The organism is Thermoplasmatales archaeon, from assembly GCA_014361245.1.
Lineage (GTDB): Archaea > Thermoplasmatota > E2 > UBA202 > JdFR-43 > JACIWB01.
Genome location: JACIWB010000038.1, coordinates 1 through 12,194, shown reverse-complemented (window position 1 = coordinate 12,194; position 12,194 = coordinate 1). Strand labels below are relative to the sequence as shown.

Sequence of the window (12,194 nt, the reverse complement as noted above, 5' to 3'; positions counted from 1 at the left end):
AACTAAAACAAAATCTATTTAATTTCCTTAAAGATTTACTATTTGCCTGAGGCATTATCCTTTCTTTTTCCATAATCTGGGATTTTGCCTCAGGAAATAATTTTTTCTAAATTTTCACTTTCGGAAATACTGTCTTAAAAACTGAAAACTGTTCCGCCATCTAATAAATTAATTATTTCAATGAAAATGTTTGGAATGCCCTTTTTGGAAAATTAATTCTTTAATAAATATCTTCTTCTTTCTTCATCCTGATATTTTTCTGGATTTCCTAAATAATCTACTATTACCTCATATTCTTCCCTGCCCATTTCATCTCTGAGCCATTCAATATTATCCCTGAATTTTATAATCGAATAAATTTTTACCCCGTGTTTGCTCGCTGCCTCCTCCGCCCCCTGCTGCCTGTCTATTATAACAGCAACATTCTCACATTTAACACTGCAATTTCTTCTTTTTGCCTCTTCATCAAGTTGCTTTATTGCATTTAACTTGCTATCAAATTTTGTAACAACATCATCAATTGCAATAAAATTATCTCCATCCTTTATTTCTCCTTCAATAAGGGAATGCTCTCCATAACTTGCTGAATTTTTTCTTGTATAGCACATTGGAAGCATTGAATGCAAGCTAACTGCTGTTGCTATTGGTATTCCCGCCATTGCTATGCCAAGTAGCTTATTTCCCTTTCCTTTTATTTTCTCGGCAAGCAATCTTGCTGAATGATCCAACAAATCAGGATGAGACGGCAGATTTCTGAATTGCACATAAAATGGTGACCACATACCAGATAAAAGCTTCCATCCCTTTGGATTATCTTTTTTCCATGTTTTTATTAACCCTCTTTTATAAAATTCTATAAAAATTTCTTTTTCATTCAAATTCCATCGCCTCCTTTGCAAAAATTTTTGTAGATTTTTCTATATCACTGCTATCATATATTGATGAGCCAACTATTGCATATGAAGGATAGCCAAGGAGCAAGCTAAAAACTTTTTTTATTTCCCCTCCCTGCCTTCCTATGCCTGGCATGCAGTATTTTGGCTCATTTACCATATTAGCTATAATCATATGATATTTTTTTATCGCCTCTTCTTTATTTCCAGGAAGAATGAAATACTCAACTCTTTTCCTTGCAGCTATCTCATATATTTTTGAAGGAGCACTATCAACGATAAACCCACCCTCTTCATATAAGTATTTTTCATGTGTCATCTCCCCTCCAACCATTGGCACCATTTCATTGACAAATATTGCATCTATAAAAGCTTCTTCACTTTTTGGCCCAGCCTGCGGAAAAATTATCACGCCTTTTATTCCCGCCTCCCTGCATGCTTTTGCAAACTTGTTTGCTATTTGAGGGATATCTGTTCCCGCCTTCTGATGGTCATAAATAACAGGAAGTTGAAAATTTACCTCGCCCATTATATTTTTCAGCCCATATTTTAAAGCAAGATTGGCTCCTATTTTATAACCAACAATTCCCTCTATGCCGTATGTTTTTTCAACAAGCTCTTTCAACTTTTCTATATTTTCAACATCGCAAGCCACAATCACACCGTGCCTTCTTTCAAACATAATTGTAAATAATAGCATATTTATAACATCTTCTGGATCTGATTAATCAAAAAATTATTGTAAGAAGCAAAATGAACCAAAAATTATAATTTTAGAAAATTAAGGATTAAATATGAATAGCAAGTCTATTTTTTCAACCGTTGCAACAACATCTTCGTAAAATGCGGCAACAGTTAATTCATAAAATCCCATTCCAGTTTTCCATCTCCATTCATAAGGAGGTTCATAATCAATTTTTCTTGGTATGTATTCATATTTAACATCTAAAAGGCAAAGATAAAATTCTACCCTATCTATTCTATTCATTGGATTAAAATCTTCACATTTTACTGTTATATCTCCCACAATTATTGGTGTTTCAGTAGGTAAAATTTCCCTATCAAAAATATAGAAAAAATTTTTTGGTTTAACTACTTTTATTTTTGGCGGGGAATAATCTGCACACTTAACAACCCATCCTTTTAAAGTAGAGTTTCTATCATAAAATCTACTACCAGCTATAATATAATGATTTTCATCTATTACTTGTACAGCTAAAGCCTGTTCAGTTGCTTCTCTTATTCCAAAGCTCTTATTCCATATTTCATTTCCTTCTTTATCTATTTTCACAATTAACCCGTCTCCATTTGTTCCAACTAAAATAAATTCATCATTTACAACTATTACATCCCAAAAAGTGGCTCCTTCTTCAATGTCTTTATTCCATTCATTGCTATTTTCTTCTATTTTGAGATGAAAATTTATAAAGAAAAGTAGGGTAATTAAGATAAAAATTGATAATCCGAGTATTTTTTCCATGTTATTTTTGTCCATCTCGCGTATATAAATTTTAGTTTGGATAATAAATCGTGTAAATTTCTACTCTCGGAGAGTAATATATATCTGCTGGGGTAACTCTTCCACCCGTAGGATCAAGGTCTATATTAACAGCATGCTTCCAAGATGCCCATACTATTTCAGAGCAATAATAACCAAACCCAAGAGAAGATGGGTTTGTATCATCTACTTGCTTGGTATTATAAATCCAAAAAGATTTGTAATCAAAAGGCCTTGGTTTGTTTGGATGCCCTCCAACAGTCCATATCCGGCTTGCTTTATCAATTGCAAAATTAACAGCATTTAGTGGTTAGCTGGTATTAGGAAAGTGAAATTAAATGAATTAGAATTGATTTGTTTTACAATCCATATCTTCCGAAAAATTTTTTTTAAGGAAATTAATTTTTTATATGGAAATAAAAATAGGGAGTATCGATGAAGATAAATATAGCAGACTAAAGCTGTATGAATGGTTTGATATTGAAAAAGTGAGGAGTAAAAAAATTCTTGTTGTTGGAGCGGGGGCACTTGGAAATGAGGTATGCAAGAATTTAATCCTATCTGGCTATAAGAATATAGATATAGTTGATGCTGATAGGATAGTAATCTCAAATTTAAGCAGATGCATTTTTTTCAATGAAAAAGATAAAGGAAAATTTAAAGCAGAAGTTCTTGCAAAGAAACTGGGGAAAATTGAAAAAGATGCAAATATAAAATATTTCAATAGAAAAATAGAGGAAATGCCCGATAAATTCATTCCATCTCACGATTTAGTTATTGGATGCGTTGATAATATTGAAGCCCGCCTTCACATAAACTCATTCTGCTATAATTACATGATTCCTTATATAGATGGAGCGATAGATGGGCAGATAGGAAAAGTGCAGGTTGTTTTTCCTCCTGAAACAAGCTGTTTTGAATGCTATATAAATTCAACACATGAAGAAATTTTGAAAAAAAGATTCAGTTGCACTGGAGATGGTATAAAATATTTTGAGCCAAAAATTGCATCAGATATAAATACAGCAGGTATAATAGCATCTTTTGAAGTACAGGAAGCATTGAAAATCACTCATTCCTTGAAAAATTACATAAAAAATATTTTTTACTACGATGGTTACAGAAATTTCTTCGATATTTTTGAATTGCCAATAAATCCAAAATGCAGTTGTCACAAAAAATTTATTTATTAAATTGTATTTATTGTTGATTTTTGGGGAGAAAATGAAGGACATATTCCATAACTTAATCGGCTCAGAAAGCATTTTCAAGAACAGGGAAGTTTTATCTCATTCATATATTCCCGATATTTTGCCACATAGAGAGAAACAGATAGAGGAGCTTGCAAAAATACTTGCCCCAGCTTTAAAAGGAGAAAATCCATCGAATGTTTTTATTTATGGAAAAACCGGAACGGGAAAAACCGCTGTTGCAAAATTTATGGGGAAGCAACTTGTTAATAAAGGAGAAGAGCTAAAAATAGCAACAAATTTTGTTTATATAAATTGTGAAATTGTAGATACACAATACAGAGTTTTGCAAAATATTTCAAACCATTTTATCAGGAAATGGGAGGAGCGGATCCCATTTACTGGATGGCCAACGGATGAGGTTTATTCAAAGCTTGTTGAAACAATAGATAGAACAGGAGGGGTAACAATAATAGTGCTCGATGAAGTGGACAAAGTAAAGGATGATGAAGTTTTATACAACTTATCTCGCATAAATTATGATTTAAAAAAAGCAAGAGCGTCAATAATTGGTATATCAAATGATTTAAAATTCACAGAATTTCTTGACCCAAGGATAAAATCCTCTCTTGGGCAGGAAAATGTTGTTTTTCCTCCATATACTGCGGATGAACTCGCAGATATACTAATAGAAAGAGCGACAATAGCTCTTAAGGAAAATTCCCTCGAAGAAAATGTAATTCCATTATGCTCGGCGCTGGCCGCGCAGGAGCATGGCGACGCCAGGCGGGCGCTTGATTTGCTCCGTGTTGCTGCTGAGATTGCGGAGAGGGAGGGAGAGAAAAGGATTACTGAGAGGCATGTAAAAATCGCGGAAAATAAAATAGAACTTGACAGGGTGAATGAGATAGTTAAAACTTTGCCCGTGCAGTCAAAAATTGTTCTTATGTCTGCAATAATAGGTACTGAATTTTATGATGATTTAACTACTGGAGATTTATATGAGATATACAAGGATTTATGCAGAATTTCTGGAATAAGTGCTTTAACTCAGAGAAGAGTTGCTGATTTAATATCCGAACTTGATATGCTTGGAATAATAACTGCAAGGGTAATTTCCAAAGGAAGATATGGAAGAACAAGAGAAATAGAAGTATTTTCACCCGATAAAATAAAAGAAACAATTGAAAAAAGTGGTGATTTACCTGATTTAAAAGATTATAAGCCAAAATTACAATCTAAGCTTCTTTAATTTCCATTTTTTATAGTAATTGTAGCCATCCCATATACTTGGAATTCCTATTATAACAAAAAGAGATATACCAAGGCATATCCATTCATCTCTCGGAGCAACAGCTTTTCCTATCCATACAGCATCATTCCCGTTATATCCATTTTCGTTCCCAAAAATTATAAGCTTTATCAGCCCGAACCATGGTATTTCTCCACGAGCTTTTCCCAAAACCCATTCTGGCTTTACGGGCAGAGACAGTTCAGTTGCCTGATCACTTAAATTTCCATTGTTATCTCCTTTTGTAATAAATCCGCTGTGAGGTGGCTTATAATTTCTCAACTCTAGTTCAGGAATGGTTATACTTTGTTGATTATATATCCCATATTCTTCAACAGTATATGTTCCATCCTTATTTTTTTCAACCCAGCAGATCGCACGATGAATTATAGGAGTTGCATTTTTATTACCATTTGGATAGTATATTATAACATCCCCATAATCTCGATATGTAATGTAGCCTTTTTCTCTTCCTTCCTCTCTTGTAACTATATCCTTCGCTTTTTTAACCAGAACCAAATCTCCTGGGTCAATTGTTCCTATTTTTCCAAAAGATGCATCGCTGTGCATCATTGAGCTTGAAGTAACAACCACCATTGGAGAATGAGGAAATTGCCCTGTATATCCCCATAAAATAATCAATATTATACATATAAAAGCTACTGCAACAATTATTTCCCTTATAAATGAGAGTATTTTTTCCCTTTCCATCATAACTTTCTCACCTTTATTTTACTTTCTTCAAGTATTTTTTCCGCAAACTCATCTGGATAATCATTCAAGTATATTAACTCTTTTATCCCCGCATTGATAAGCATTTTTGCGCATACGCTACAGGGAAAATCAGTTACATAAATAGATGCATCCCTTATTGCCACACCGAAAACAGCCGCCTGAATTATTGCATTTTGCTCCGCATGCAGCCCCCTGCAAAGCTCATGTCTTTCCCCCCTTTTTATCCCAAGTTTTTCCCTCAAGCAACCAACCTCACTGCAATGCTTGAATCCTTTTGGAGCGCCATTATAACCAGTTGATAAGATATGCTTATCCTTAACTATTACCGCACCAACATTTCTTCGCAAGCATGTTGATCTTTTTGAAACAATTTTTGCGATTTCCATAAAATATTCGTCATAAGACATTCTTTCCATGATGCAATAGCATGACACATTTTTAAACTTGCCCAAAAAATTTAAATATTAAAACTGGATATAGTTAGCAGAATGATAGCAAAAAGGTGCCCAGAGTGTGGAGCGGAAATGAAAGGGCATTCTTTTAATGGTAGATTATATTATATCTGCCAGAAATGCGGAAAAGAAATAGTAATTCCCCTGCTTTTCTTATAACTCTATACCATAAATTTTTTCTGGATTATCCTTATTTATAACCATAGCATCTTCATAACTCATCTTTCCTTTAATCAAAAGGTTTTTTATCTTTACTGGTATGGTTTTAAGAGAAAGCACTGCTCCAGGTCTCCTTAAATCATCGAGATAATCTGTTTCTAACATAAATCTTCTCCCTTTATTTATCGCTTCTTCAATATTTTTTTCTGTTGCGATTATTGAAGGAAATATACCAAAATTTTCGTCTTCTCTTACTATCGGTGGAGAAAAATGCTTTATTACCTTATCCCTTTTAATTCCCACATTTTTTGCAATTTCTGATATCTCCTTCATATTTGATTGATTTGCTCCTTCCATATGAATTATTACTGGAACATCTATATCTTTTGCAATTTCCATCCCAAACCTCATGATTTCATTACTTTCTTCCATTATATCCTCATTAATTTTAAAATGGGGTCTTCCAATTTCCCCAATTGCTATTGCCTTTCCTTCCCTACAAAAATCACCAGCTTCCTCCATCCCTTTTTTCATTAATTCGAATGCTTTTTCCTTTCCAAGCAAATCTCTCATCTTTATATAATCCACAGGATACGGACCAACTGTAAGAAATATCTTAATATCTATTTTTTCCATCGCATTCTTTGCAATTTTTAAACCTTTTTCATAGCATGATAAATAACTTTTTTCCTCAATTATTTTTTTGATATCTGTATAAGGGCAGTAATTGAGATATTTTCCACCATGCTTTCTGAATTCCTTAATTTCTTCAATATATCTTCCATCCTCTCTGAGATGCATATGATTATCAAAAAATGATAAATCAGTAGTCATATACCTCACCTTTCATTATCTCCCTTAGCAATGATGTTGCATAACATCCTTTAGGAAGAAAAAAGTCAATAAATAAATTATTTTCCTCCACCTTCCATTTTAAATTTTTTATTGGAACAAATATTATCCTCCTCATCCCTCTACAGGAAAGAAATGGTATATGCCTTACTTTAAAATCTTCTTGTTTTATTTCCTCTTCCTCAATTATTCTTTTTTCTATTTCTCCCATTTTCTTACCCGCAAATAAGGAATCATAGCCAAATATAATTGCTGAAGGATAGCATTTTCCTTTTTCAATCTGATTATTTATTTTTTCAATATTTTCATTTGTAACAATTATTCCATCATATGTCTGTATTTCTCCTCTAAAGGGAATAACAATATCTCCTTCAATCGCCCTATTTATTGGAATTCCTTCTTTTATTCTCTCCGATAAAATTCTGTTGAAAAGATATGATTGATATGCATGAACGAATATTTTTATCAGATTTTTTGGTAGTTTCAAAATTGCTCCAGTCCAGTCATCCTTATTTTCTGAAAGATGTTTTATTATTCTTCTCTCAAAAATTAATTTCTTCGGATAAATCTCAAGGCTTTTTTCAAAGTCCTCTGTTTCCTCCAAAAACTTTCTTGCCTTATAACTTTCCTCATCTTCACCCTGCATTGGATTCCCAATATATGTCATAACCGCCCTCTTCATTTCATTCTTTATTATATACTTACCCACCAGATGCGTTATGGGGCGGGCGATGCCAAAACGCTGGATGCCAAAAAAGTTTGGGAAGCCACCTATTTTTAATATTTCATTCATTATTTTTTCAACATCTTCATGATTTCCTTTTATATTCCTTACAATAATATGGAAGTAATTGCCCGTTAATTTTCCCTTATAAACCCTCTCTCTTGATTTATACAGGATATCTATTTTTACATCCTTCAAATTTACTTTCCTTAAATTCTCAATTTCTGAAGGGAACGACATAATTTGAACCGTTATTGCCCTTCTATCCTTTATTCCCGCATAACCTATAGAATTCGGAGATATTTTGGCGGCGGAGGCGAGGGCTTCTATAAGGCGATTTGCTTCCCAGTTGCATGACGCCACTCTTGCTATGACAAATTTTCCGTCTCCTGGTTTTGGATAAACTGGCAATTCTTCAACAATAAAATCTTCGGGAAACATCTTTATTTTGCCACCTATACCAGGTGATTTTGTTAAAAAAACTTCTATACCAATAATTTTTTCCATTTACTCTAAGCAACTATACAATTCATCAATTTCATTTTTTATTTCCTTTATTGCTTTTTTCAAAATTTTTTTTGCATTTCCTTTATTAACTCTAAGATAAAATTCTGGATTGGAAATGAGGGGATGCTCTACCCTCCACTCTGCATATTCTACTTCTTCATATTGCAAAAGTTTTTGCTTTAAGGGATTTAAAATTGTTTTTTCTCCTATTAACTCAAATTCTATTTCCTTTCCATTATCTTTCTTTATTTTTATCTCCATTATACCACCCTATCAATATTGCCCGAACCATAATCATCCGCAATTTTTCTTATTTCTTTTCTCCCACATATTTTGCATTCAAGTATATTATTTTTTCTTATAAGTATATTTCTACAATTACTACAAAACGCCTTTATAACCCCCAGATGTTTATCTTTTGTGGAAAAATTGATTACAGGATCCACCTTTATAACCCTTGCCCTTATAATATCTCCTATCCTCAATTTACTTTTAACATCTTCAACAAATTCAGTATCAATGTTTGAGATAAATATCGCACCCTCTTTTTCTCCAGCAATTTCTCTTTTATTTCCTGCAAGATAAAGAATTTTAGCAATTACAATATTTTCCATAATCTGCTTTATTTCACATATAACAATATCCCCCTCCTTTAATACAAGAGGTACATCTGTTAAAGGCTTTATAACAGCTTTCATTTTTTCTTTATCTATAATAAATTTTCCAATTATGCTCGCCCTTATTATACCCCCCTCCTCATATGTTCCATTTCCTGCAATTAATTCTTCAGTTGTTGCAACCTTCTCACCTGGTATAACAATACTTCCCTCATCAATCATTCTTGAAAATATCTTTTCTAATATTTAAAATCTTTTGATAAAAATTAAAGCTCTTTTGCGACATATATATTGTGCTTATTTTTTATAATCTTTGCATAAACAAATTCATCAACTTTTTTATTTGTATCTAAAATACTTATAACTCTTTCTCTCGCAAAAGAAAGCATTTCGTTTCTCATCCTCCCCTCCATTTCTACCCTTAATTTCACTTTTTCACCTACCTTAAATTTTTTTGGCAAAACCTTGCATTTAACTATACCAAAATCTTCAGGATAAAGATGCAAATTTTTATCAATTTTTTCAATTTCATCATAAAATTTTTTAAAATCAATAACTTTTATACCTTTTGGTCTTCTGCCAAATTTATGCCTGATATATTTCTGTATTCCAAACGGCTTCCATTTTTTTCCAGCTCCTATTCTTTTTCCGAATTCTATTATTTTTAATATTTCATCGTCATTATAATTTTTCAGCCAAACTGGAGCAATAAGTAAATCTATATCGCTTGTTGCTATTTCCTCAGCTATTTCCATTACATGCCCGATATCATATTTACATCCCGCTATTTTTTCTGCGAGATTTTTATCAATTGCATTTATTGATAAATTTATTCTATCCAAATATCCTTCAAGTCTTCTTATTCTTCCCTTATCAAGCAGGATACCATTTGTTTGTATGGATACAATATCTGCAATCTCTTTTAATCCTTTAATCAGTTTATCTATATATGGATACAAAAATGGCTCTCCCTGCCCGTCTATATGTGCCTCTATCATATTACACTTTTTTCTTTTCATTTTTACAATTTCCTCAAATTCCTTCAAAAGATAATCAGCATCTACCATATAATCAACAAACCTTGTTTTACTCTTACCTTCATCTACAGAGCAGAATATGCAATTTAAGTTACATCCAGATATAGGACGAACTTGGATAATATTTGTATCCCTATCTATAAGACCGAAAGAAGTATAGCCAATTAAAGGTATTTCACTTTCTTCAGATATGAAATATAATTTTCTTCCAGTTACAGCATTATAAATTTCTTTGAAAGGACAGAATATAATTATTTCATCATCCTTATGCTTCTTTCTATATTTTTCATAAATTTTTCTATCCAGCTTTACCTCTATTATATCATAAATGAGAAAAGTTACTTCTTCCTCATTTAATATTTTTCTGTATTTCATTTTCTATATTTACTTTCGATATAACCATTGGATACGAATAACCCACTTTCTCAGCTTCTTTTTCCCTTACCTCCACTTTAGCCCTTCCCTTAAAAAATTTTTCATAAGCATTTCTTATTCCTTCAAGAAATTCCTCTCCAACCTCCTCCTCTGCTTCAATTCTTATCTCAACCTTCCCCACCCTATCCTGAATAAACTGATATCTTTTTATCCCCTTGCTTTCACTCCTTTCAAAAATTTCTACAAGCGGCATGGGCAGGGTTGCTGGCGGAATAATTGTTCCTCCTTCAAGTATTATCACGTCTTTTTTCCTTCCGCCCAATGAGTGAAGTAGAGGGGTATTTTGCCCGCAATTGCATCTGTCTTGAGAGATAGATGCGATGTCATTAAGCCCGATATATCTTATGATGGGGGTCGCGCTCGCATGCAGGCGGGTTATTACAACATTTCCGTGTTCATTTTCGCCCACCTCTTCAAGGTTCTCATCAAGAATCTCCAAATAGGAGAAATCGCTGTTTATGTGAAAACTTTTTTCAAGACATTCAAAAGCTATTGAACCACCTTCCGTTGTTGCATAGAGATCTAATACATCGCAATTAAAAGCTTCTTCAATATATTTTCTTGAATAATTGTCTAAAACTTCCCCACTTGAGATTATATAATCTGGCTCAATTCTTCCATATTTTTTTCTGAGATATGCTATACCCATCAAAACACTTGTATAACCCACTATAAGTTTCGGGGAAAATTCTTCTATTTTATTTAATAAAATATTTACTTCTTCACCCGTATATAAATTTTGATAATTTTTAAAAGAGAATAATGGAGATAAATTCCTTATCAATCCTTTTCTCAAACATTCTTCATCACTTGTTTTTGGAACCGAAAAATCACCTATATTTGTTATTTTATCTTTCCTCCAGCTTATTCCATAAGTAAAAAGCTGTCTTAGCGCAAAAATTGCCTCAACCATTATTAACTCTAAATCTTTAAAGATTGTAATAGCTTTGCCAGACGAGCCCGAAGTGCTGACAGAAATTTTTTCCTTTTTATAGTTTTTTGGTAATATTTTATCTGGATAAAATTCTATGATATCATCTTTCGTAATAACAGGTAATTTTTTTAAATCTTTTATACCTCTAATATCTTCTGGCTTTATACCAGCCTTTTTATATTTTTCATGATAAAGTGGAACCTTATATGCGTATCTGACTACTTTTTTGATTGCTTTATCCTGATATCTTTTAATTTCCTCCTCGCTTTTCCATGCTCTTTTTATGTCTGTTAAATAATGTTTTAAAATTCTTGCAGAGAATAATGGATTAAGCAGAGGATTCATATTTTCTTTTAAATAAAAGTGTTATAAATATTTTTGGTAAAAATAAGATAAAAAGAGGGGGAAGATTTATCTGGCGAGGTAAATTTCTATACAGGAAACATTTACTTTTCCGCCCTGCTCATTAGTTAGTTCTTCGGTGAATATCTTTACATCTTCTATCTTTGCATCTGGCACAAACCTTCTTCTGACAATCTCTGCAACATCGACAGCTCTGGAGATAGCTCTTCCCCTCGCCTTTATTGCTACTTTGTTCGCTCCAGAGTTAAGCTGTGTTATTGCTGCCAGCACATAATTCATTGGCGGTTTATTTCCCACAAAGATTACATTTTCTTGCTGCATTTTGATCCCTCGTCCCTCAATATAAAACCAAAATATAAAAGTATCGGTCTCAGGCAGTATCTCCGAAAGTGAAAATTTAGAAAAAATTATTTCCTGAGGCAAAATCCCAGATTATGGAAAAAGAAAGGATAATGCCTCAGGCAAATAGTAAATCTTTAAGGAAATTAAATAGATTTTGTTTTAGTT

15 protein-coding genes are annotated in these 12,194 nt (G+C 32.7%); 3 read left to right on the top strand and 12 right to left on the bottom strand.

Annotated features, from left to right (window positions below; all coding sequences use genetic code 11):
* Window positions 1-212: 212 nt before the first annotated feature.
* From H5T45_06165 to H5T45_06155, 3 genes are all read right to left on the bottom strand, one after another.
* The gene (locus H5T45_06165; protein ID MBC7129295.1) at window positions 213-878 is read right to left on the bottom strand and encodes a hypothetical protein; all 666 of its coding nucleotides are present in this window, start codon (window positions 876-878) and stop codon (window positions 213-215) included.
* A complete protein-coding gene (locus H5T45_06160; GenBank protein ID MBC7129294.1) occupies window positions 871-1,575 on the bottom strand; it encodes a hypothetical protein in 705 nt (234 codons plus the stop codon). Before H5T45_06160 ends, H5T45_06165 begins: the two co-directional genes overlap by 8 nt.
* A 99-nt stretch (window positions 1,576-1,674) precedes the next feature.
* Window positions 1,675-2,373: a hypothetical protein gene (locus tag H5T45_06155; protein ID MBC7129293.1), complete on the bottom strand. Its 699-nt coding sequence runs from the start codon at window positions 2,371-2,373 to the stop codon at window positions 1,675-1,677.
* A gap of 428 nt (window positions 2,374-2,801) precedes the next feature.
* Between H5T45_06155 and H5T45_06150 the strand changes: the two genes are divergently transcribed.
* Both H5T45_06150 and H5T45_06145 read left to right on the top strand, forming a co-directional pair.
* Window positions 2,802-3,584 carry a ThiF family adenylyltransferase gene (locus H5T45_06150; protein MBC7129292.1) on the top strand — a complete coding sequence of 261 codons (783 nt, stop codon included), beginning with the start codon at window positions 2,802-2,804 and terminating at the stop codon, window positions 3,582-3,584.
* Window positions 3,585-3,615: 31 nt separating this feature from the next.
* Window positions 3,616-4,833 (top strand): ORC1-type DNA replication protein, encoded by a 1,218-nt coding sequence (locus H5T45_06145; GenBank protein ID MBC7129291.1) that lies wholly within the window; start codon window positions 3,616-3,618, stop codon window positions 4,831-4,833.
* On the opposite strand, the gene H5T45_06140 is transcribed toward H5T45_06145, so the two are convergent.
* Both H5T45_06140 and H5T45_06135 read right to left on the bottom strand, forming a co-directional pair.
* Window positions 4,813-5,586 carry a S26 family signal peptidase gene (locus tag H5T45_06140; GenBank protein ID MBC7129290.1) on the bottom strand — a complete coding sequence of 258 codons (774 nt, stop codon included), beginning with the start codon at window positions 5,584-5,586 and terminating at the stop codon, window positions 4,813-4,815. The genes H5T45_06145 and H5T45_06140 overlap by 21 nt on opposite strands.
* Window positions 5,583-6,023 carry a cytidine/deoxycytidylate deaminase family protein gene (locus H5T45_06135; GenBank protein ID MBC7129289.1) on the bottom strand — a complete coding sequence of 147 codons (441 nt, stop codon included), beginning with the start codon at window positions 6,021-6,023 and terminating at the stop codon, window positions 5,583-5,585. Before H5T45_06135 ends, H5T45_06140 begins: the two co-directional genes overlap by 4 nt.
* Window positions 6,024-6,095: 72 nt before the next feature.
* On the opposite strand from H5T45_06135, the gene H5T45_06130 reads away from it, so the two are divergent.
* Entirely contained in the window at window positions 6,096-6,218 is a 123-nt protein-coding gene (locus H5T45_06130; protein ID MBC7129288.1) for a zf-TFIIB domain-containing protein, read from the top strand.
* Here H5T45_06130 and H5T45_06125 read toward each other — a convergent pair.
* The 7 genes from H5T45_06125 to albA form a co-directional block, all read right to left on the bottom strand.
* Complete coding sequence (locus tag H5T45_06125) at window positions 6,213-7,052, bottom strand: TatD family hydrolase (GenBank protein MBC7129287.1); 840 nt, start codon at window positions 7,050-7,052, stop codon at window positions 6,213-6,215. The genes H5T45_06130 and H5T45_06125 overlap by 6 nt on opposite strands.
* Window positions 7,042-8,301 carry a tRNA pseudouridine(13) synthase TruD gene (gene truD / locus H5T45_06120; GenBank protein ID MBC7129286.1) on the bottom strand — a complete coding sequence of 420 codons (1,260 nt, stop codon included), beginning with the start codon at window positions 8,299-8,301 and terminating at the stop codon, window positions 7,042-7,044. The genes H5T45_06125 and truD overlap by 11 nt, the downstream gene beginning before the upstream one ends.
* Window positions 8,302-8,562, bottom strand: a complete 261-nt coding sequence (locus H5T45_06115; GenBank protein MBC7129285.1) for a DNA-directed RNA polymerase subunit L — start codon at window positions 8,560-8,562, stop codon at window positions 8,302-8,304.
* Entirely contained in the window at window positions 8,562-9,140 is a 579-nt protein-coding gene (locus H5T45_06110) for an exosome complex RNA-binding protein Csl4 (protein ID MBC7129284.1), read from the bottom strand. The genes H5T45_06115 and H5T45_06110 overlap by 1 nt, the downstream gene beginning before the upstream one ends.
* 44 nt (window positions 9,141-9,184) lie before the next feature.
* Complete coding sequence (locus tag H5T45_06105) at window positions 9,185-10,330, bottom strand: radical SAM protein (GenBank protein MBC7129283.1); 1,146 nt, start codon at window positions 10,328-10,330, stop codon at window positions 9,185-9,187.
* Window positions 10,305-11,669 carry a phenylacetate--CoA ligase family protein gene (locus H5T45_06100; protein ID MBC7129282.1) on the bottom strand — a complete coding sequence of 455 codons (1,365 nt, stop codon included), beginning with the start codon at window positions 11,667-11,669 and terminating at the stop codon, window positions 10,305-10,307. The genes H5T45_06105 and H5T45_06100 overlap by 26 nt, the downstream gene beginning before the upstream one ends.
* A gap of 66 nt (window positions 11,670-11,735) precedes the next feature.
* A complete protein-coding gene (gene albA, locus H5T45_06095) occupies window positions 11,736-12,008 on the bottom strand; it encodes a DNA-binding protein Alba (GenBank protein MBC7129281.1) in 273 nt (90 codons plus the stop codon).
* Between the last annotated feature and the right edge of the window lie 186 nt (window positions 12,009-12,194).

Bases quoted from the DNA above. Each gene is read 5' to 3' on its own strand.
- H5T45_06145 (MBC7129291.1), top strand. From the start codon at position 3,616: ATGAAGGACATATTCCATAACTTAATCGGCTCAGAAAGCATTTTCAAG.
- H5T45_06105 (MBC7129283.1), bottom strand. From the start codon at position 10,330: ATGAAATACAGAAAAATATTAAATGAGGAAGAAGTAACTTTTCTCATT.
- H5T45_06100 (MBC7129282.1), bottom strand. From the start codon at position 11,669: ATGAATCCTCTGCTTAATCCATTATTCTCTGCAAGAATTTTAAAACAT.
- H5T45_06130 (MBC7129288.1), top strand. From the start codon at position 6,096: ATGATAGCAAAAAGGTGCCCAGAGTGTGGAGCGGAAATGAAAGGGCAT.
- truD (MBC7129286.1), bottom strand. From the start codon at position 8,301: ATGGAAAAAATTATTGGTATAGAAGTTTTTTTAACAAAATCACCTGGT.
- H5T45_06135 (MBC7129289.1), bottom strand. From the start codon at position 6,023: ATGGAAAGAATGTCTTATGACGAATATTTTATGGAAATCGCAAAAATT.
- H5T45_06110 (MBC7129284.1), bottom strand. From the start codon at position 9,140: ATGATTGATGAGGGAAGTATTGTTATACCAGGTGAGAAGGTTGCAACA.
- H5T45_06150 (MBC7129292.1), top strand. From the start codon at position 2,802: ATGGAAATAAAAATAGGGAGTATCGATGAAGATAAATATAGCAGACTA.
- H5T45_06115 (MBC7129285.1), bottom strand. From the start codon at position 8,562: ATGGAGATAAAAATAAAGAAAGATAATGGAAAGGAAATAGAATTTGAG.
- H5T45_06140 (MBC7129290.1), bottom strand. From the start codon at position 5,586: ATGATGGAAAGGGAAAAAATACTCTCATTTATAAGGGAAATAATTGTT.
- H5T45_06155 (MBC7129293.1), bottom strand. From the start codon at position 2,373: ATGGAAAAAATACTCGGATTATCAATTTTTATCTTAATTACCCTACTT.
- H5T45_06160 (MBC7129294.1), bottom strand. From the start codon at position 1,575: ATGTTTGAAAGAAGGCACGGTGTGATTGTGGCTTGCGATGTTGAAAAT.
- albA (MBC7129281.1), bottom strand. From the start codon at position 12,008: ATGCAGCAAGAAAATGTAATCTTTGTGGGAAATAAACCGCCAATGAAT.
- H5T45_06125 (MBC7129287.1), bottom strand. From the start codon at position 7,052: ATGACTACTGATTTATCATTTTTTGATAATCATATGCATCTCAGAGAG.